Annotated in this window: 13 protein-coding genes; 6 read left to right on the top strand and 7 right to left on the bottom strand. The window is 72.3% G+C overall.

Going from position 1 to position 18,793, the window contains the following annotated elements:
• Positions 1 to 3 precede the first annotated feature (3 nt).
• The 5 genes from OG310_RS03835 to OG310_RS03855 all read right to left on the bottom strand — a co-directional run bounded on the left by OG310_RS03835 (position 4) and on the right by OG310_RS03855 (position 5,375).
• Positions 4 to 1,011 carry a LacI family DNA-binding transcriptional regulator gene (locus OG310_RS03835; RefSeq protein WP_329460012.1) on the bottom strand — a complete coding sequence of 336 codons (1,008 nt, stop codon included), beginning with the start codon at positions 1,009 to 1,011 and terminating at the stop codon, positions 4 to 6.
• Between the two features lie 104 nt (positions 1,012 to 1,115).
• Positions 1,116 to 1,943, bottom strand: coding sequence for a carbohydrate ABC transporter permease (locus OG310_RS03840; protein ID WP_329454456.1), 828 nt, complete (start codon positions 1,941 to 1,943; stop codon positions 1,116 to 1,118).
• 15 nt (positions 1,944 to 1,958) lie between these two features.
• Complete coding sequence (locus OG310_RS03845) at positions 1,959 to 2,891, bottom strand: carbohydrate ABC transporter permease (protein WP_329454457.1); 933 nt, start codon at positions 2,889 to 2,891, stop codon at positions 1,959 to 1,961.
• Positions 2,892 to 3,093: 202 nt separating this feature from the next.
• A complete protein-coding gene (locus OG310_RS03850) occupies positions 3,094 to 4,386 on the bottom strand; it encodes an ABC transporter substrate-binding protein (protein WP_329454458.1) in 1,293 nt (430 codons plus the stop codon).
• Positions 4,387 to 4,745: 359 nt separating this feature from the next.
• Positions 4,746 to 5,375: a TetR/AcrR family transcriptional regulator gene (locus OG310_RS03855; protein WP_329454459.1), complete on the bottom strand. Its 630-nt coding sequence runs from the start codon at positions 5,373 to 5,375 to the stop codon at positions 4,746 to 4,748.
• A gap of 194 nt (positions 5,376 to 5,569) precedes the next feature.
• Here OG310_RS03855 and OG310_RS03860 point away from each other — a divergent pair, with 194 nt between their 5' ends.
• Positions 5,570 to 6,532, top strand: a complete 963-nt coding sequence (locus tag OG310_RS03860) for a zinc-binding dehydrogenase (RefSeq protein ID WP_329454460.1) — start codon at positions 5,570 to 5,572, stop codon at positions 6,530 to 6,532.
• A 364-nt stretch (positions 6,533 to 6,896) separates the two neighbouring features.
• Here OG310_RS03860 and OG310_RS03865 read toward each other — a convergent pair whose 3' ends face one another.
• Complete coding sequence (locus OG310_RS03865; RefSeq protein WP_329454461.1) at positions 6,897 to 7,946, bottom strand: NAD(P)-dependent alcohol dehydrogenase; 1,050 nt, start codon at positions 7,944 to 7,946, stop codon at positions 6,897 to 6,899.
• Positions 7,947 to 8,318: 372 nt separating this feature from the next.
• On the opposite strand from OG310_RS03865, the gene OG310_RS03870 reads away from it, so the two are divergent.
• The 5 genes from OG310_RS03870 to OG310_RS03890 all read left to right on the top strand — a co-directional run bounded on the left by OG310_RS03870 (position 8,319) and on the right by OG310_RS03890 (position 16,489).
• Positions 8,319 to 9,212: a helix-turn-helix domain-containing protein gene (locus tag OG310_RS03870; RefSeq protein WP_329454462.1), complete on the top strand. Its 894-nt coding sequence runs from the start codon at positions 8,319 to 8,321 to the stop codon at positions 9,210 to 9,212.
• 554 nt (positions 9,213 to 9,766) lie between these two features.
• Complete coding sequence (locus tag OG310_RS03875; protein WP_329454463.1) at positions 9,767 to 10,789, top strand: ribokinase; 1,023 nt, start codon at positions 9,767 to 9,769, stop codon at positions 10,787 to 10,789.
• Positions 10,786 to 12,060 (top strand): LacI family DNA-binding transcriptional regulator, encoded by a 1,275-nt coding sequence (locus tag OG310_RS03880; protein ID WP_329454464.1) that lies wholly within the window; start codon positions 10,786 to 10,788, stop codon positions 12,058 to 12,060. Before OG310_RS03875 ends, OG310_RS03880 begins: the two co-directional genes overlap by 4 nt.
• Positions 12,057 to 13,718: a purine-cytosine permease family protein gene (locus tag OG310_RS03885; RefSeq protein ID WP_329454465.1), complete on the top strand. Its 1,662-nt coding sequence runs from the start codon at positions 12,057 to 12,059 to the stop codon at positions 13,716 to 13,718. Before OG310_RS03880 ends, OG310_RS03885 begins: the two co-directional genes overlap by 4 nt.
• Positions 13,715 to 16,489 carry a hypothetical protein gene (locus OG310_RS03890; protein WP_329454466.1) on the top strand — a complete coding sequence of 925 codons (2,775 nt, stop codon included), beginning with the start codon at positions 13,715 to 13,717 and terminating at the stop codon, positions 16,487 to 16,489. The genes OG310_RS03885 and OG310_RS03890 overlap by 4 nt, the downstream gene beginning before the upstream one ends.
• Before the next feature lie 176 nt (positions 16,490 to 16,665).
• Here OG310_RS03890 and OG310_RS03895 read toward each other — a convergent pair whose 3' ends face one another.
• Entirely contained in the window at positions 16,666 to 18,480 is a 1,815-nt protein-coding gene (locus OG310_RS03895) for a beta-N-acetylhexosaminidase (protein WP_329454467.1), read from the bottom strand.
• Positions 18,481 to 18,793 lie beyond the last annotated feature (313 nt).

Genomic DNA, 18,793 nt, shown 5'->3' on the forward strand with positions numbered 1-18,793 from the left:
GGGTCAGGGGTGCGGTGCCCGGCAGGTGGACTCCCGTACCACGAGCCGGGGCCTGCCGTCCGGCGGCGCGGTGTCGACGTCCTCGCCGCACTGCGCGAGCAGCGCCCGTGCGGCGGCGGCGCCGACGCGCTGCACCTGCTGGTCGACGGTGGTCAGTCGGGGGTGCATCCAGCGGCCGAGCGGCAGATCGTCGTAGCCGACGACCGAGAGGTCCTCCGGTACACGCAGCCCGGCGCGGAGCGTGGCGCCGATGCCGCAGACGGCCATCGAGTCGTTGGCGTACACGACGGCCGTGGGCCGCTCCGCCCTGGCAAGCAGTTGCTCCGTCGCGGCGAGGGCCGCCGCCTCGGAGAAGTCCGTCTCCAGTACGGCCGCCGGCTCGGTGCGGGCGGTCGCCAGCGCGTCCCGGAACGCGGCCAGCCGCAGCCGGGTGTGCAGCAGTTCGCCGGGTCCGGTCACGTACGCGATCCGGCGGTGCCCGAGCAGCAGCAGATGCTCGACCGCCTCACGGACGCCCGCCCCCTGCTGCGGCAGCCCCACACTCGGCACCTGGAGACCGCTGTCGGGGGCACCCAACAGCACGGCGGGGAGCGCCAGTTCCCTGAGCAGCGGCGGCCTCGGGTCGTCGGCGCGGGCGTCGGTGAGGACCGCGCCGTCCACCCGGCCCTCGGCGGCGAGGCGCTCGTACAGGGCACGCTCCTGCTCGGGGCCCGCCACCAGGTGCAGCAGCAGGCCGTAGCCGCGCGGCGAGAGTTCGCCCTCCAGGCCCGTGATGAGTTCGCCGAAGTGCGGGTCCGCACCGAGCACGTCGGTGGGCCTGCGCACGACGAGTGCGAACGTCCGGGTACGGGCGCTGCGCAGCGCGGACGCCGACGCGTTCGGCGACCAGCCGAGCGATGCGGCGGCGGCCAGCACCCGGCGCCTGGTGCGCTCCGAGAGACGGCCGGTGCCGTTGACGGCCTGGGAGACGGCCGCCGTGGAGACGCCCGCCGCCGCGGCGACCGCCTTGATGGTGGGCCGCCCGGCGGACTCCTCGGGACCCGCGGGCCCGGGGTCCTCGCGTCCCGTACCGGGCTCCTGCCGCGAACCCGAACCCGGGGATGCCTCGCTGCCGCTCACATCTTCACCGCCCCACTGACCAGTGCCTGCTGCATGCGCTTCTGGAGAACCGTATAGACGATCCAGACGGGGATGAGGGTGAGGACCGTGCCCGCCGTCAGCACGCCGTAGTCGGTCCCGGTCAGGGCGCGCAGGGTCGGCAGCGCCACCTGGACGGTCCGCTGAGAGGGGTCGGGGCCGATGATGACGAGCGAGTAGAGGTACTCGTTCCAGAAGGACAGGAAGTTCAGCAGCACCACCGTCGCGATGCCCGGCAGGCACATCGGCGCGTAGACGCGGCACAACAGCGTGAAGGTCGACGCGCCGTCGAGGCGCGCCGCCTCCTCCATCTCGCGCGGGACGGTGCGCATGAACTGCACGAGGATCACCACCGCGAGCGGCATCGCCGTCGCGGGCAGGAAGATCATCATGAACAGCCGCGTGTGGAACAGCCCGGTCGCGGCGGCCAGCAGGAAGGTCGGGAACAAGGCCGCGAACGTCGGTACGAGGAAGCCGAGGGAGAACACCCGCTCGACGGCCCTGCCCGTCCGGCCCTCGGAACGCGCCACGGCGAAGGCGGCCGGCACGGCCAGGACCACGGTGACGATCAGCGCGACGGCCGTCACCAGCACCGACGAGACGATCGCGCCGCCGAGGTCCGCGGTGTCGAAGGCATGACCGAAGTTGTGGAAGGACAGCGACGTGGGCAGCGAGAACGGCGTCGCGAAGATCTGGTCGTTGCTCTTGAACGCCGACACCAGCAGGTAGTAGAGCGGCACGAGGAGCAGCAGCGCGTACAGCCAGGCCAGGACGTGCGCGGGCAGCCAGGACTTTCCGGTTTTCACGGGTGCCTCCTTCGGTCAGTAGGTCTGGCGGAACACACGGCGGATGACGAGCAGGCCGGCGAGCCCGACGAGGAAGAGGACCACACCGACGGTCTGGCTGTAGCCGAGGTCGGCCGCGATGAACGCCTTCTGGTAGACGAGGAAGGAGAGCGTCGTCGAGGACGATCCCGGGCCGCCCTGGGTGAGCAGCAGCACGTTCTGGGCGGAGTCGAAGAGGGTCCACAGGAACTGCAGCATCGTCACCACCCCGACGTAGTCGCGGATGACCGGGAAGTGGATGCGCCACATGGTGCGCCAGTGGCCGGCGCCGTCGAGCTGCGCTGCCTCGCCGATCTCGTCGGGGACGCTGCCGAGACGGGCGGCGAACAGCACGGCGGTGAAGCCGATGCCGCTCCACACGTCCAGCAGGACGACGCACAGCAGCGCGGTCGACGGGGAGGCCAGCCAGGCGTCCTGGAGCGATCCGAGACCCATCGCGTCGAGCGCCCCGTTGAGCAGTCCGTCCGGCGAGAGCACGGCGTAGAACACCATCGCCTTGGCCGAGGTCGAGATCAGGCCGGGTATGAACAGCAGATAGCGCAGCACCCGGTGCCCCGGCGGGCGCTGGACGACGTAGTACCCCAGCATGTACGCGCACACGACCATCACCGGCAGGGCGATGGCGAGCTGCACGGCGGTGTTGCGTACCGCGTCCCAGAAGACCGGATCGCCCAGCACCGTACGCACGTTGGCCAGTCCGGCGAAGGACACCGGCTGCAACATGCCGGGCCAGTGCAGCGCCGCGACGACGAACATCGCGACCAGCGGGCCGAGCATGAACACGGCGTACCAGACGAGGGCGGGCACGGCGAGGATGGTGCCGCCCTGGCGGCGCCCGCCCCGGGGCCTCGCGGGCGGAGGGCGGCGCGCGGGCCGGGCCGCAGGGGGGGTCGAGGACAGCATCGTCATGAGGGGACTCCCCTGAAGGCGTGGAGGGGCGGCGGGACGGACGGTGGGTCCGCTACGGCCACGGTGTGCGGGTACCGGGGCGCGGAAACGATGGCGGGTGGCGGGTGTGCGGGGCTGCCGTGGTCAACGACACCGGTGCTGCGGCAGGTTGGCGTTCGCGCGCGGTGAGACGCGGCGCTCCCCCGCCGACAGCGGCCCGTGCTCAGGACGAGCGGTAGGCGGCTTCCAGCGCCGCCCGCACCCGGGCTGCGCTGGTGCCCGGTGTGAAAGCCGTGCTGGTCGCGGTGATCAGCGGCTGGTTGGCGGTCGGCGGCACATGGACGTCGGGCAGCACGACCTGGCTGACCTTGTCCCCGAGCCGCGTGGCGTCCGCGACCAGCGGGAACCGCGTCGCGAGGGTCGTGGATCTGACCGCCATGTCCCGCCCCGCCTCGGTGATGAACCGGGAGACGGTCTCGGGCCGGTACATGAAGCGCAGGAACTTCTCCACGGCGTCGATCTTCTTCGTGCCGTTGGGGCTGATCCAGAACGCGATCAGGGTGTACGTGCGCAGCGCGGTGGGGTGCGGCTGCACGGCGCCGGCCGTGAGCGGGAACCCGCCCACTGCGGTGTGTTTCACCACGTCCGCCGGCACCTGCGCGAGCGCGGAGGACTCCGCCGACTCCACGGCGGCCTTCTCGGTGTTGTACTGGGTGAACATCGAGTCGGACGTGAGTCCCTGGGCCTTGTCGGAGAACACACCGGCGTCGCGCAGGGTGACGAAGTACTCGATGCCCTGCCGGGCCGCGCGCGTGCTGAAGTCGCCTGTCGTGTAGGCGTGGACGGCCTCGTCCGCCGTCAGGAAGGTCTGGATGATCTGCGCCAGCAGCTTCTGCCCGGTCCAGTCCTCGCCCCCGATCGTGACGGGCATGATGCCCTTGCCGCGCAACTTGTGGGCGGCGCTGATGAGTTCGTCACCGGTGGTGGGGACGGCACCCACCCCCGCCCGTTCCAGCAGCCGGGTGTTGTACGCGACCGGCCAGTTGGTCCCGAAGTAGGGGAACGCCCGGACGCGGCCCCTGGCGTCGGTCCACTCGCGCAGGGCCTCGGGCAGGACACGCTCGTGCAGGCCCCAGTCGACGAGGTACGGCTTCACGTCCACGGTCGCGCCGACGTCCGTCCAGGCCAGCGTCTTGTCGTAGAGGTTGACCATCACGACGTCGGCCTCTTTGCGCGCCAGCCGCGAGGTCTCGTAGACCTGGGCCAGGTCGTCGCCGTTGACGAGGTTCTTGACCGTGAGGCCGGGGTTCTCCCGGTGGAAGTCGGCCACGGCCGACAGATACGTCCCGGATCCGGTGGCGGTGGTCCCGAGCTGGGTGTGGACGACGAGGGTGTCAGGGTCCGCGCCGTCACCGGCGAGGGCGGCACCGCAGCCGGTCAGGGACGGCGCGGCCGCCGCGGCGGCGAGGCCGGAGCCCGCGGCGAGCAATCGCCGCCGGCTCATCGTTGGGCGCACGGCAGAACGCCTCCAGCCTGAGGAGAGGGGACGGAAGGGGGGAGCGGAACAGGGGGGAGCGGGGGTGGAGCGCCTCGTGGTTAATCGATATACCAGCGAGGTGGCTGCACCATACGGCGCCCTTTCGCGGCGGGTCAACCCCCTGTGATCACGGCATCGCACCCGCGCCGGCGGAAGGGGAGGCACCGCGTGCCGGGCCCCTCGCCGCCGGCCGCGCCGTGCCTGCTCGGGATGGTCCGGGGAACATCGCGGCACCCCTCGCACAGCCACCGGCACCGGCACCCGGCACCCGGCACCCGGGCCATCCGTCCCCGGGCAACAGTGGTTCCCGCGCAGCGTGCGGAGCCACCCGCCCGCGATCAGCCGCCGGCCGGTGCCCCGGGTGCCAGTCGTGCCGCCGGCGGCAGCGGTGCGTGGTGAGGGCAGGCTTCGAGCGCCTGGATCGCCAGCCCCGCGAAGCGCCGGGAGGCCATGACCTGGGTGGCGGTCGATGCCGCGTGGATCCCCTTGTTGGCCATGAGGATGAGAAGAAGGTCGTCCAGGACGAAGTCCGGCCTCAGGTGACCTGCGTCCTTGGCGCGCCGGGCCAGGGCCGCGACCGCCTTCACCGTGTACGCACGTCCCGCGACACCCGGCGCCCCGGGCAGGGTCGACAGGAAGGCTTCGGTGAAGCCTCGATCGCGTGCGTGCAGCTCACAGATCTTCTCGATCACCAGGCACAGACCACGCCACGGATCGGGATCCGCGCATCCCTCGTCGACGATGGTGCGGCATGCGGTCAGCTGGTCCGCGAAGGCCTCGGCGACCAGCAACTGCTTGGTCGGGAAACGACGGTACAAGGTGGCGGGTCCCACCCCGGCACGCCGCGCGATCTCCCGCATCGGCACATCCAGGCCGTCGGCCGAGAACACCGCTCGGGCCGCGTCGAGGATGCGGTCGCGGTTGTCCCTCGCGTCGGAACGCAGCTTATGAGGCAAAGCGTCGGTCACCGTCTCACTTTAGCCAAGCGGACGGGGGCGTCCACTAACGTCCGGCACGGAGAAGCTCGCCGAGATCATCGGGGCGCGCGGTACGGGGTCGGTCCTCGGCCACGGTGCGAAGCCCCCTCCCGCCAGGCGGTGATCGGCGGTGGGCATGGAGCAGGATCGCGCCTTTGAGCGGTCCACGAACAGGGGAAACGACAATGAAGGCCATCGCGATCAAGACGTTCGGGGCTCCTGAAGGTCTGGCTGTCGTCGACCTGCCCGTACCCGTACCCGCTGCCGGGCAGGTGCTGATCGCCGTCGAGGCGGTGGGTGTCGGTGGGGTGGACACAGTGATCCGCAGTGGGGCGCTGGCCGCCTACGGATTCACGGAGGGGCACATCCCGGGTGGCGAGGTGGCAGGCACCGTGACCCGGGTCGGTGACGGCGTCGACGCGTCGTGGACCGGCCGGCGGGTGTGGGCCTTCACCGGCACCGGCGGAGGCTATGTCGAACAGGCCGTCGTGCCGGTCGAGCAGACCCTTCCCCTGCCCGAGGGCCTGCCCGCCGTTGACGCCGTGACGCTCGGCAGTGCCGGCGTGGTGGCACACTTCGGGCTCCGCCACGCCCGTTTCGCTCCGGGGGAGGCGGTTCTGGTGCGTGGCGCGGCCGGCAGCATCGGGATCATGGCGGTGCAGCTCGCGGCACGCGCCGGTGGTGCCGTGGTCGCGGTCACGACATCGTCGGCCGAACGCGGTGAGCGGCTGCGCCGTCTCGGTGCGACCCACGTCCTGGACCGCTCCGGCGACGGAGGGGAATCCGCTCCCGCCGGCTACGACGTCATCGTCGACATCGTCGCCGGCAAGGACATGCCGTCGTTCTTCGACAGGCTCAACCCGAACGGCCGCATGGTGGCCGTGGGCGCCGTCGCCGGCCAACCGCCCGCGGACTTCGGCACGAAGATCATGGCGGCGTTCCAGAAGTCGATGTCCTTCGCCGCTTTCAGCGCCGCCACCGTCACCCCGGCCGACCTGCGTACCGTGCGCGGCGAGCACTTCGCCGCAGCGAGCCGCGGCGAGATCGAAACCGTGGTGCACGAGGTGCTGCCACTGGACGAAGCCGTACTGGCACACCGGAAGATGGCCACGGGCGAGGTCTTCGGCAGGATCGTACTGACTCCGTGACCGAGGGCATCCACACCGGGACTGCCTCACATCCCCGCGCGGTCGAGTCGTCCCATGGCACTGCCTGGAGGCGGGCGGCGGAGTCGGACTCCCCCGCGACCACGCTCCACGGGAAGACCGCTGATCCGGCGCGGAGTTCGCCGCCCTGCGGGCCTTGGCGGCCGCCAAGGCCGGCCGGTGTGAGCGGCGACCGCCGCCCGGGACGGGAGCGGGGTCGGACCAACCGACAGGCCCCGTCCGCCGCCCCGGCACTGCCACGCCCCCGGCGGGGGTGGGGTGCCGCCGCCGCGACTCCCTACGCTGCCGCCCACCGGGTACGGGGTGCCATGACACTGCCGCGGTGGGCCGTACGGCGTCGGACGCGTCAGATGGTCGCGGTGTCGATCACGAAGCGGTAGCGCACGTCGCTGCCGACGACCCGCTCGTACGCCTCGTTGATCTCATCGGCGCTGATCACCTCGATCTCCGCTCCGAGCCCGTGCTCGGCGCAGAAATCCAGCATCTCCTGGGTCTCGCGGATTCCGCCGATGGAGGAGCCCGCGAGCGTCCTGCGGCCCGCGATCAGCGAGAACATGTTGAGCGAGTTCGGCTCCTCGGGGGCGCCGACGTTGACGAACGCGCCGTCCACCTTGAGCAGCCGCAGGTACGCGTCGATCGGCAGCGGGGCGGAGACCGTCGAGAGGATGATGTCGAACTGGCCGCGCAGCTCGCTGAAGGTGGCGTCGTCCGAGGTCGCGTAGTACCGGTCGGCGCCGAGCCGCAGGCCGTCGTCCTTCTTGCGCAGCGACTGGCTGAGGACCGTCACCTCGGCACCCATGGCGTGGGCGATCTTGACGGCCATGTGGCCCAGTCCGCCGAGGCCGATGACGGCGACCTTCTTGCCGGGGCCCGCGTTCCAGTGACGCAGGGGGGAGTACGTGGTGATCCCCGCGCACAGCAGCGGCGCGGCCACGTCCAGGGACAGGCCCTGCGGGATGCGGACGGCGTAGTTCTCGTCGACCACGAGCTGCCGGGAGTAGCCACCGTACGTCGGGTCGCCGTTCTTCTCGCGACCGTTGTACGTGGCCACGGTGCCCTTGAGGCAGTACTGCTCCAGTCCCCGCTCGCAGTACTCACACTCCCGGCACGAGTCCACGAAGCAGCCGACACCCACGCGGTCGCCGGCGGAGTAACGGGTCACACCGGGACCGACCTCCGTGACCACACCGGCTATCTCGTGGCCGGGCACCATCGGGAAGACGGCCTCGCCCCACCCCTCGTTGGCCTGGTGGATGTCGGAGTGGCAGATGCCCGCGAACTTGATGTCGATCAGGATGTCGTACTCGCCGACCGGACGCCGCGCGATGGTGGTGCGCTCCAGCGGAGCCTTGGGCGCGGGGACAGCGTAGGCGGGAACGGTCGTGAGGCTGGTCATACCTGGGGCTCTCCGATACGTCGGGGGAAGGCCGGACGGATGTCCATGGCGGTTTCCCACAGTGCCTCGTTCGCGGCATGTCGCCCAGACCACTCCTCTGCGTACGTCCGCTGTGCGTACCACCAACGGGCACAGGCTCGAAGGCGCCCTGCGGGAATACGGCGGTCAGAGGGGCAGCGTCGGACGGCGCCACCCCGGGCGCCGGGCGCAAACAGGCACGAGGGGGTGCGATTCCTCACGTCGCGACGGGCGTTGGCGCCCCCTTCGATCGCGACGCGTCGCGTGAGGCACCTCACGTGACGCCTCCCGTCCATCGCGTCCGCCGGTCCCGGGGCGTACGACAAAAGCGCACCCGCACCCATACTGGAACGTATGACCGACCAGTCCGAGCGCCGAGCCCTCGACCGCAAGGGCGAGCTGACCGAGTTCCTGCACACCCGGCGCGCTCGTCTCAAGCCCGTCGACGTGGGCCTGCCCGACCTGGGGCGGCACCGCCGGGTGCCGGGGCTGCGCCGAGAGGAACTGGCGCAGCTGGCCGGGGTCTCCGTGGCCTACTACACACGGCTCGAACAGGGCAACGCCGAGAACGTCTCGACGGACGTCCTCGACGCCATCGCCCGGGCCCTGCGGCTGACCGACGCCGAGACACACCACCTCACACACCTCGCGAGGCCCAAGCGGCGCAGCAACAAGAGGGCGCACGTCAGGCCGCAGGCGCTGCGGGCCGGGCTCGGCACCCTGCTGCAGTCGATGGAGCTGGTGCCCGCGTACGTCCTGGGCCACCGCACCGACATCCTCGCGTGGAACCGGCTGGCCGCCGCCGTCTTCCACGACTTCGGCGCGGTCCCGGAGCACAACCGTAACTACGCGCGTCTCGTCTTTCTCGACCCGACCATGCGGACGCTCTACGCGGACTGGGAGGCGAAGGCTGCGGAGACCGCGAGCGCACTGCGCATGTACGCGGGCTACTGCGCCGATGACCCCGAACTGTCCTCGCTCGTAGGAGAGTTGTCCGTCAGGAGCGGGGACTTCCGGCGGCTCTGGGCCGCGCACGAGGTGCACGAGAAGGGGTATGGGAGCAAGGTCTTGAACCACCCGCTGGTCGGCGGGCTGGAGTTGTCGTACGAGACGCTGAAGCTGCCGGACGACCCGGAGCAGACACTGCTTCTCTTCCACGCGGAACCGGGGTCGAAGTCGGACGAGTCGCTGCGCCTGCTCGCCAGTTGGGGAGCGTATGCCTCACACCCGGACGTGGTGACGGGCTGACACGCGGCGGCCAGGCCCCTTCGGCCGCAGCCGCCGAACGGCACCCGGCCGGCGCGGCCGAAGCGCTCCCGCACCTGCTCCGGCGCTCCGCGCCCGCCTCCCCGGTCCGCACACGGGTCTGCTCCCTGACGGTGCGTCACCTTGTGGCGGTCGCCGTTGCCCGGTCGCCGTTGCCCGGTCGCCGTTGCCCGGTCGCTGTCGACACGGGCGTCCGCGCGAACCGCCGGCCGTCACTGCCCCGACCCACCGACCCCCGGCACATCTCCTCGCAAGCGCCTCGGGACCGCCCCGGCGGTGCCCGGGATCGCCTCGGGAGCCGCTCCGGAACCGGCCCGGTCTGCTCCCGCTGCCGCCCCCCGGTGCCGCCTCCCCGATCCGGCGTATCCGGGAGGCGCGGATCCGGTTCCCACCCGGTCTCCCCTTGACGAGGACGCCGGTGCGGGGAGATATTCGCCACCGGCCCGTCCGTACCGGATGGGGTTGTCAACACGAGTAGACCTCACTCCACAGCAGCGCAACACGAGTAGATTCCCCACAACGAGGAACGGAGCGACATGGCGCGGAACGGCTGCGTACTGGTCGTCGGCTCGGTCAACCGGGACGTGACCGTGAGCACGGAGCGCTTCCCGGCCCCCGGCGAGACCGTCCTCGGCGGTCCCGTGGTCACGGGTCTCGGCGGCAAGGGCGCCAACCAGGCGGTGGCGGCTGTCCGGGCAGGGGCGACCGGCCGGTTCCTCGCCACGGTGGGTGACGACAGTGACGGGCGCGAGCTCCTGCGGTCCCTCGCCGCTGCGGACGTCGACACCACGCTCGTCGAGCACGTTGCGCAAGCACCCACGGGTACGGCCCTGATCACCGTGGACGCCGCGGGGGAGAACCAGATCGTGGTCGTCGCGGGTGCCAACACCGCGACAGGCGCGGCGCGGGTGCGCGCCGCCTCGGAGGCGGTGCGGGCGGCGGACGTCGTCGTCGCGCAGGGCGAGATCCCGGTGGCGGCCATCGAGGAGATCGCGGCCGCCGGGCCCCGGCTGTTCGTCCTCAACCTCGCGCCGTACGTCAAGGTGTCCTTGGAGGTGCTGACCCGCGTCGACGTCCTGGTGGTCAACGCCACGGAGGCGGGCCAGATCCTCGGGTCGACGACCCCCTCGGGCGCGGACGAGGCGCTGGAGGCGGTGCGCGCCCTCGCGGGGATCGCCCGCAACGCGGTGGTCACCCTCGGCGGTGACGGGGCGGTTCTGGCCGGTCCGGCCGCGCGCGGCCGGACCGGCGCCCGGCACATCCCGGTTCCGTGCGCCGTGCCCGTCGTGGACGCGACCGGGGCGGGCGACGCCTTCGTCGGGGTGCTCGCCGCGCGGCTCGCCGCCGGTGACGCGCTGGACGAGGCCGCCGCGTCGGCGGTTCAGGCGGCGACCGCCACCGTGCGGGTGCGGGGCGCCGCCCCCGCCTATCCGGACTTCGCCGCCCTGCTCGGGACGCGGACGAAGACGGGCGCGGGTCGACCGGGCTCAGATCGACCGGGCCCCCCGCGGCGGGCGCCCCGGGGTGCCGAGGCGGCCGGGAGGGGGAAGCGGTCATGACCACGACGGCGGGGCAGGACGCGGACGGGACCGGCGGGCCGGCCGTCGGGGACGACGCGGGCCCGGGCAGCCGGACCTCACGCGGCCGGGGCGCTGCCACCCGGGCCGATGTCGCACGGCTCGCAGGCACGTCGAGCGCGGTGGTCAGCTACGTCATCAACGACGGCCCCCGGCCGGTGGCCGCCGCGACCCGGGAGCGCGTGCTCACCGCGATCGCCGAGCTCGACTACCGGCCCAACGCGGTGGCCAGGGCCCTTAAGACCCAGCAGACCCAGACCCTGGCGATGCTGGTGCCGGACATCGCCAACCCCTTCTTCGCCGAGTTCGCGCGTGCCGTGCAGGACGCCGCCTTCGAGCAGGGCAAGGTGCTGCTGCTCGGTGACTCCGGCGGCAGCCTCCAGCGGGAGACCGCCTACCTGCGACGCTTCCTCGACCAGCGGGTCGAGGGCATCGTCCTGATCGGTGCGCGCCGCGACTCCTCCCTGCGGATCGTCGAGGCCTCGGGCGTACCGGCCGTCGTACTCGACCGGCAGCTCGACGAAGGGGCCGCCATCTCGTCCGTGGGCATCGACAACAAGTCCGCGGCGCTCGCCGCCACCGAGCACCTGATCGGGCACGGGCACCGGGCCATCGCCTGCGTCGCCGGCCCGAGCGAACAGCGCAACGCCACCGACCGGCTCGCCGGCTGGGCCACCGCGCTGCACCGGGCCGGCATCGCTCCGGACCCCGCTCTCATCCATGTCGACGACTTCTCCGTCGAGGGCGGCGTCAGGGCCGGGCGGGCGCTCCTCGATGTGCCGGACGCACCGGGCGGGGGAACACGTCGGCCGCGGGCCGACGACGCGGGTGAGCCTTCGCAGGAGCCGCCCCGCCGCCCGGCGCACCGGCCCACCGCGGTGTTCGTGAGCAGCGACTCGCAGGCGGAGGGGCTCCTCGCGGTCGCCCACCGGCTCGGCCTGCGCGTCCCCCAGGACCTGGCGGTCCTCGGGTTCGACGGGACGCGCCGCAGCGCGTACTCCGACCCGGCGATGTCCGTCGTGGAGCAGCCGCTTCTCGCCGCCGCGGCGGCCGCCGTGGCGCTGCTCGCGCCCGGGCGCGGCCGCCGGACCCGCTCCGGCGACAGCACCCTCGGTGCCCGCGTCGTGCGTACCCCCGTCGAGCACGTCGTGCTCGGTTTCTCCCTCGTCATCCGCAGGTCCTGCGGATGCTCACCCGATCAGAGCCCGCCGGACGGGCCGTGGGACACAACGGCCGAAGGAGTCCGTTCATGACACCTGCACACACCCCTCCCCCGGCAAGGGAGCCGTCGGGCTCCGCCGGGTCCCGGCCGGCCACGCCGGCCGTCGAACAGAACGGCGTCAACCCCGTCCCCGACACCGAGCGCCACGGCACACCCCGGGGCCTGTTCGGTGTGTGGTTCTCGTGGAACGTGTCTATCCTGGGCGTCAGTTACGGCATCTTCGTCTACGGGGTCGGCCTGAGCGCGTGGCAGGCGATCCTCGCGGGACTGCTCGGATACGCCGTGTCGTCGCTGCTCGTGGGCATCCTCGCGGTGGGTGGTCCGCGGACCGGCCTGCCGACGCTGACCCAGACGCGGATGGCTTTCGGCTTCCACGGCAACAAGTTCCCGACGTTCTTCGCCTACCTCTCGAACGTCGGCTGGAAGGTCACGATCATCACGCTGGCCTCGACGACCGGCGCGAAACTCTTCGCCCGGCTCTGGCCCGGTGCGTTCGCGAACGGGAGCGGGCACGAGACCACCACCGGCGTGGTGATGTGGTACGTGGTCGTCCTCGGTGTCACGGTCACGATCGCGGTCTTCGGTCACGAGGTGATCGTCAGGGTGGAGCGCTGGATCGCCTGGCTGACCTCGGTGATGACCATCGTGTTCATCATCCTGATCATCCCACACATCCAGTGGAGCAGGATCGGCCACGCCCCCAACGGATCGTTCGCGGAGTTCATCGGCGGCACGGTCCTCGCCATGACCCTGGTGGGGCTGGGATTCCTCAACTACGGCGGTGACTTCGCCCGTTACCTGCCGCGCCGTACCCCGGCGCGCGGTGTGACCAGTTGGACCGCCGGCGGCATCACCCTCCCGGTGGCGGTCCTGCTGGTGCTGGGCGTCCTGCTGGTCTCCGGCGACGCGAAGCTCGGTTCCGCGGCGGCCGACGATCCGATCGGCGCGCTCACGGCGCTGCTGCCGCTGTGGTTCTTCATCCCCTTCAGCATCGTCATCGTCATCTCGCTGATCGCGGCCGCGATCACCGGCCTGTACTCGTCGGGGCTCGCGCTGCTGGCCCTCGGCGCGCCGGTCTCGCGGGCGGGCACGACGGTGATCAACATGGTCATCATCTCGGCCGGCGCGTTCTACCTGCTCTTCGTCTCGGACTCCTTCCTCGCCACCTTCCAGGCGTTCCTCGCCCTGATCGCGGTCGTCATGGGCACGATGGGCGGCATCCAGCTGCTGGACTTCATCCGTCAGCGGCGCCTGGGGTGGCCCGTGCGGCTCGCCGAGCGGGCGGGCCACGGCGGCCTGAGCGGCCGGTGGACGGCTCTGGTCTCCCTGGCCGTCGCCACGGTCATCGGCCTCGGGCTCGTCACGTCGTCGGACCCGAACATCGCCAGGGTCGTGGGCTTCCTGCTCTCCGATCAGCAGAAGAAGGGCGTCATCGGCACCACCAACATCGGTGTGCTGATCGCGATGGGCGTCGGGGCCGCGATGTACGCGATCCTGACCTTCGGGCTCAAGATCGATCCGCGCGCGAAGGTGCCCACGGGCGACGTGCCCGGGGAGCCGGCCGAGGGCGGCGCGTCCGCGAGGACCGGATCGACCCGCCGCACGCCCCGTCCGGACACCACGGCGGTACGGACCGCGGGGGCCGCGGGCGCCGCGCGCCGCTCCCGCCGCCAGAAGGGCGACTCATGAGCTTCGAGCACCCCGACGCCTGGCACGCGCCGGCCACGTACTGGTTCTGGCAGCGCGTACCGTCGAAGCGGGAGATCCGGGAGCAGTTGGACACCCTGGCCGGGGCGGGTTTCGGCTCGTTCCAGATCCAGACCCGGTTGTCCTTCCCCCGCGAGGAGTACCTGGGCGACGCGTATCTCGCCGCGGTGCGCCTGGCCGCCGACGAAGCCGCCGCCCGGGGCCTGATGATGGGGCTGTACGACGAGTACAACTGGTTGTCGGGGCATGCCGGCGGCCGCACGGTGGCGGGCCGGGACGAGCTGCGCGAGCGGCACATGTTCTTCTCCACCTCCGCCTCCACCTCCGCCTCCGCCGCGCCGGCGGACGATGGGGCCGCCGAGTGCGCCGTCGACGGCATCAGGGCCAAGGACGTCGACCACCTTCTCGGCCCCGGGAAGAACTGGGTCTTCGAGGACGCGGAGATCCGTTGGGACCAGTGGGAGATCGTCGCCGCGCTGGCGCATCCGGAGGGCTCGGTCACCGACGCGGACTCCGTCGTCGACGTCACCGCGCACGCGTACTTCGCGGACACCGGCGGATCGGGCTGCCGGGTGCGCGTCCCGCTCGACGTCGTCGGTCCCGGCAGGGCGGTGACGGTCTTCGTCGCGGCGCGGTGCGCCTCCAGCAGAATGATCAACTACCTGCTCCCCGAGGCCGCGGAGCGCTTCCTCGACGTGGGTTACGAGCCCTACGCCGCCGCCCTCGGGCACCACCTCGGCAGCACGGTCAGCTACGTGTTCTTCGATCAGCCCCACGCCTGCTTCTACGGCTGGCGGCAGCAGGACGAGCAGCCCGCCCACCTCACCTCCTCGCTGATGTACGCACCGGCCGTCGTCCCGCTGGACCGCAGGGAACTCCTGGCGCTGGCACGGGACATCGGGCCGGCGACGGCCGCCTGGCGCTGCGCGTTCTTCGAGCGGTACGCGGCCCTCGGCATCGACGCGTTCTTCGGCACCCTGTCGCGCTGGTGCGGAAGCCACGGTGTCGCCCTGTCGGGGCACGAGGTGCTCGGCTTTGTCTCCTCGTGGAACCCGACCGACACGATCATCACCGAGGACACCCGGACGAACTTCGGCTCCGACTACTTCGGCCTGGACCGCCACCGTGACCTCACCGCCGTCGACGCGCGCAACGAACACCCCCAGATCAGCGCCAAGTTCGGGGATTCGATGGCCCGGTCCAACGGCCGGTCCGGGTGCCTGGTCGAGCAGTACTTCGCGCGCACCGAGACGGGATCGCACTTCGCGGAGGGGCGCTGGGAGCTCACGCTCGGCGAGCTGAGAAACCAGACGGTACGACACCATCTGCTCGGCGCACGCCAGTTGCTGACCCACGCGTTCTGGCTGACGGACGGCCGGGACACGGCGCCGGAGGAGACCCGCCCCGGCACCGGGGACGGCGCTACGGCCGTGGACGCGGGCCCGCCCGCGGTGTTCACCGATCCGGCCTTCGACTTCCCTCCTGGCGTGAACTTCGAGCCATGGTTCAGCCACCACCTCGCGTTCGCGGAGGAGTCCGGCCGGCTGTCCGAGTTCCTGGACGGCGCGGATCCGTTGAACGAGATCGCGCTGCTCTATCCACTGCGTACCGCCTGGGCCGGTGGACCCGCCCACCCCTACGGCGCCCATTTCGCGTTCTGGGCCGAGCACCTGGCCCGCGCGGGCTACGACTTCAGCGTCGTCGACGAGCGGGACGTCAGGGACGGACGGCTGCGGGAGCGGTGCGCGACGCTCATCCTGCCGGGCGTCTCGGTGGTCGCTGACATCGCGACCGTCGAAGCGCTGGCGAAGTTCACCGCGGACGGCGGGACCGTGCTGGCCTCGGGCCCGCTGCCGACGGCGGCTCAGAACGGCGGAAGTGGTATCCAGGAGAGCGAGCGGGAACTGGCCGGGCGGGTCGCGGACCTCGTCGGCGGCCCCCGGGCGGCGCACTGGCCGGATCTCCCGTCCGGCGAGGACGTGGACGCCCGGCTCACCGCCGCCGTGACAGGTCACCCGCAGATCGAGTCGGACGCCGACGTGTGGTCGGTGCGGCGGCGCGACGACGACGGGTTCCGGATCGCGCTGTTCAACGACGGCGCCGGGCGCCGCGTGGTGAGCGTACGGCCGGCGTCACTGCCGGCCGGGGTCACGCGCTGGGAGGCCGCGACGGGGCTCAGGAGCGCGCCGCGCGAGGTGACGGAGTCGCTGACGCTCACCCTGGAGGCGGGCGAACTCGTCTGCCTGCACCTCACGGAGGGCACCGGCGAGGTCCGCGGGACGCCCGCCACCCTGGTACTCGACCAGGGGTGGACCCTGCAGGTGGCAGGTGTGCCGCGCCAACCGGTCGACGTGTACCGGGGCTGGGAACAGCAGGGCCTGCCCGCCTTCGCGGGGACGGGCGAGTACCGCACGGTCTTCGACCTGCCGCTCGCCGGCCCGCGATCCGGCGCGGGGTCCGGTGGCGCGGAAGCGGGCGGCGAGGAGGCCGGTGGCGGGAACCCCGCCGAGGAGTGGCCGCAGTGGGAGCTGCACCTGCCGGGTGTCGAGGCGTCCGCCGAGGCGGAGCTCAACGGCGTCGTGGTCGGGCGGTGGGGCTGGGGGCCGTTCCGCTGTGTCTTCCCGGCGGGGGTTCTGCGCCGCCACGGCAACGAGCTCACCGTGAAGGTGGCGTCGACGGCGGCGAACCGGTACGCCCCGGCGGGCCGACCGAGCGGCCTCGTACGGCCGCCGCGGCTGCGCCCGAAGCTCTGACGTTCCCCGGGCCGGGCGGCGACCGGCCGCCCGGCCCGGGGAACGCGTACACCGGCACGGTCACGGCGGCGGCCGGCGCGCGCGATCCGGAGGTGCGCCGGGACGGCCCGGCGCGCGGGGGCCCGCTTCTGCCCGCAGGGGTCCGATCAGCGCGCGCCACCGTGTCGTACGCCGGCTCAGCCCATCGGACGACCGGGGACGCCGGGCCGGCGCTCCCAGGGGCGCGGCCCCTCGGGGCGCCGGTAGTCCACACCCATCGCGTCCAGCCGCTCGTAGTGCCCGGCCATGCGCGCCTCGAAGTCAGCCAGGTCGCGTTCCGCGGGGGGCGGGAGGTGCGACCAGGTCACCTCGGCCAGCGCGGCGAGCCGGGGGAAGACCTGGTAGTCGAGACGCTGCGGGCTGTCCATCGCCTCGGTCCAGGCGTTGCCCTGGGCGCCGGCCACCCGGCGCGCCTCCTCCTCGCTCAGTTCGGCGGGTACCGGTTCGAAGCGGTAGACGTCCGCGAGGGTGCGCACGTAGCCGATCGGCACCGGCTCCCCCTCGGCGGCCTGCCGGTGATCCAGGTAGAGGTGCTCCTCGGGGCACATCACCGCCGCGTGGCCCGCCCGTGCGGCCGCGACGCCACCCGCGAAACCACGCCACGACAGGACCACGGTGTCCTCGGGCAGGTCACGGGCGCCGGGCGCGGAGTGTTGCGCGCCCACGTCGGCCCGTACGGCCCCGGACACCGCCCCGAAGCCCTCCCCCGCTTCGGCCCACGACGAGGCGAGCGCCCCCGCGCCGGAACGCGGGGCACGGCGGTCCATGATCTCGTCCCACCCCGCCGGTGTGCGCCCGCGCTCGGTGAGCCACTCGGCGAAGTGCCGTACCAGCCAGTGCTGGAGGGAGATCTCGTCGTCCAGTCCGAGTTCCTCGATGCGCAGTTGGACGGCCGCCGACTCCCGCCACTGCCCCATGGGGCACTCGTCGGCGCCGATGTGCACGTACGGGCCGGGGAAGATCTCCAGGATCTCTTCGAGGACGTGCTCGTAGAAGCGGATCGTCTCCTCGGACGGGTTCAGCACGTTGGGGCTGAGTCCCCACTCCGTCCACACCCGCAGGTCACCGGTATCCACCACGTCGGTGACGCCCAGTTCGGGGTGGGCCGCGACGGCGGCCTGGGAGTGGGCGGGCACATCGATCTCCGGCACGACGGTGATGTGCCGAACCGCCGCGTAGGCCACGATCTCCCGCAGGTCGTCCTGGGTGTAGTAACCGCCGTGCGGCCGCTCGTCCCAGAGAGTCGAGCCCTGGAGTCCGAGCCTGCTGCGCTCGCGCCACCCGCCGGTTCCGGTCAGCCGGGGGTAGCGCTTGATCTCGACGCGCCAGCCCTGGTCGTCCGTCAGGTGCAGTTGCAGGACGTTGAGTTTGTGGGCCGCCATCAGGTCGATGTAGCGCAGTACGCCGTCCTTGGGCAGGAAGTGACGTGCCACGTCGAGCATCAGCCCCCGCCACCGGAACCGGGGGGCGTCCTCGATGACGCCCCCCGGCAGGGCCCACGCGCGGTCCCCCGCTCGGGGCAGCGGCGCGCGCCGGCAGGCCTCGGGGCCGAGCAGTTGACGCAGCGTCTGGGCACCCCAGAACAGCCCGGCCGGCCCGCCGCCCAGGAGGGTCACCGCGTCGGCCCCGATGTCGAGCCGGTAACTCTCGGGGCCCCGCTCCGCTCCCGCCTGTTCGTCGAGGCCGAGCCGGATCGTACGGCTCGCCGGCACGCGGTCCGTCCCGCCGGGTCCGCCGGAGTCCGGTGGGTCCAGCGGCAGACCGGTGGCGGCCCCCACCGTGGCGCGCAGCCAGCGCGCCACGTCCTCGGCGCCGGGTCCCGCGGCGAGTCGCGTCCGCGCGTCCAGGAGGAACTCTTCGCCTGTGGGGGCCGCGGCCTGACGCAGCGGCAGAGGAAGCAGGGCGCGGCTGCCCTCGGGGCCGGGCCGCGGTGATGTGTTCGTGGCGTTCATGCTGGCGGAGCTCTCCCAATTGTCGTCGGTTCCGGCATACGGGACCGGCCTCCCGGGCGGGCCGCCCGCGCGTGTCACCGCGCCGGCTCCCCGTCCCGCGAGCCGGGGCCGATCTGGTGGGCGGACCCCGGGCACCGGCCCGTGCCCGGGTCGCGGTCCCGGCCCGAAGGGAGCGAAGGGAGAGGGGCGCGGGGAATTCGGCAGGCACTTGTGAGCGAATTCCGCTGTTGCGCGGATCACATTCGCAGCCCAACTCTCCCCCTTTCTGGTCACATGCCCGTGGTGCATACTTCAGGGGCCAGCCCCCTCTTAC

Origin of the sequence: Streptomyces sp. NBC_01497 (genome assembly GCF_036250695.1) — a bacterium.
GTDB lineage: Bacteria > Actinomycetota > Actinomycetes > Streptomycetales > Streptomycetaceae > Streptomyces.

Excerpts from the sequence above, each read along its gene's own strand:
- OG310_RS03845 (WP_329454457.1), bottom strand. The coding sequence starts at position 2,891 with ATGACGATGCTGTCCTCGACCCCCCCTGCGGCCCGGCCCGCGCGCCGC.
- OG310_RS03860 (WP_329454460.1), top strand. The coding sequence starts at position 5,570 with ATGAAGGCCATCGCGATCAAGACGTTCGGGGCTCCTGAAGGTCTGGCT.
- OG310_RS03865 (WP_329454461.1), bottom strand. The coding sequence starts at position 7,946 with ATGACCAGCCTCACGACCGTTCCCGCCTACGCTGTCCCCGCGCCCAAG.
- OG310_RS03870 (WP_329454462.1), top strand. The coding sequence starts at position 8,319 with ATGACCGACCAGTCCGAGCGCCGAGCCCTCGACCGCAAGGGCGAGCTG.
- OG310_RS03875 (WP_329454463.1), top strand. The coding sequence starts at position 9,767 with ATGGCGCGGAACGGCTGCGTACTGGTCGTCGGCTCGGTCAACCGGGAC.
- OG310_RS03880 (WP_329454464.1), top strand. The coding sequence starts at position 10,786 with ATGACCACGACGGCGGGGCAGGACGCGGACGGGACCGGCGGGCCGGCC.
- OG310_RS03885 (WP_329454465.1), top strand. The coding sequence starts at position 12,057 with ATGACACCTGCACACACCCCTCCCCCGGCAAGGGAGCCGTCGGGCTCC.
- OG310_RS03890 (WP_329454466.1), top strand. The coding sequence starts at position 13,715 with ATGAGCTTCGAGCACCCCGACGCCTGGCACGCGCCGGCCACGTACTGG.
- OG310_RS03895 (WP_329454467.1), bottom strand. The coding sequence starts at position 18,480 with ATGAACGCCACGAACACATCACCGCGGCCCGGCCCCGAGGGCAGCCGC.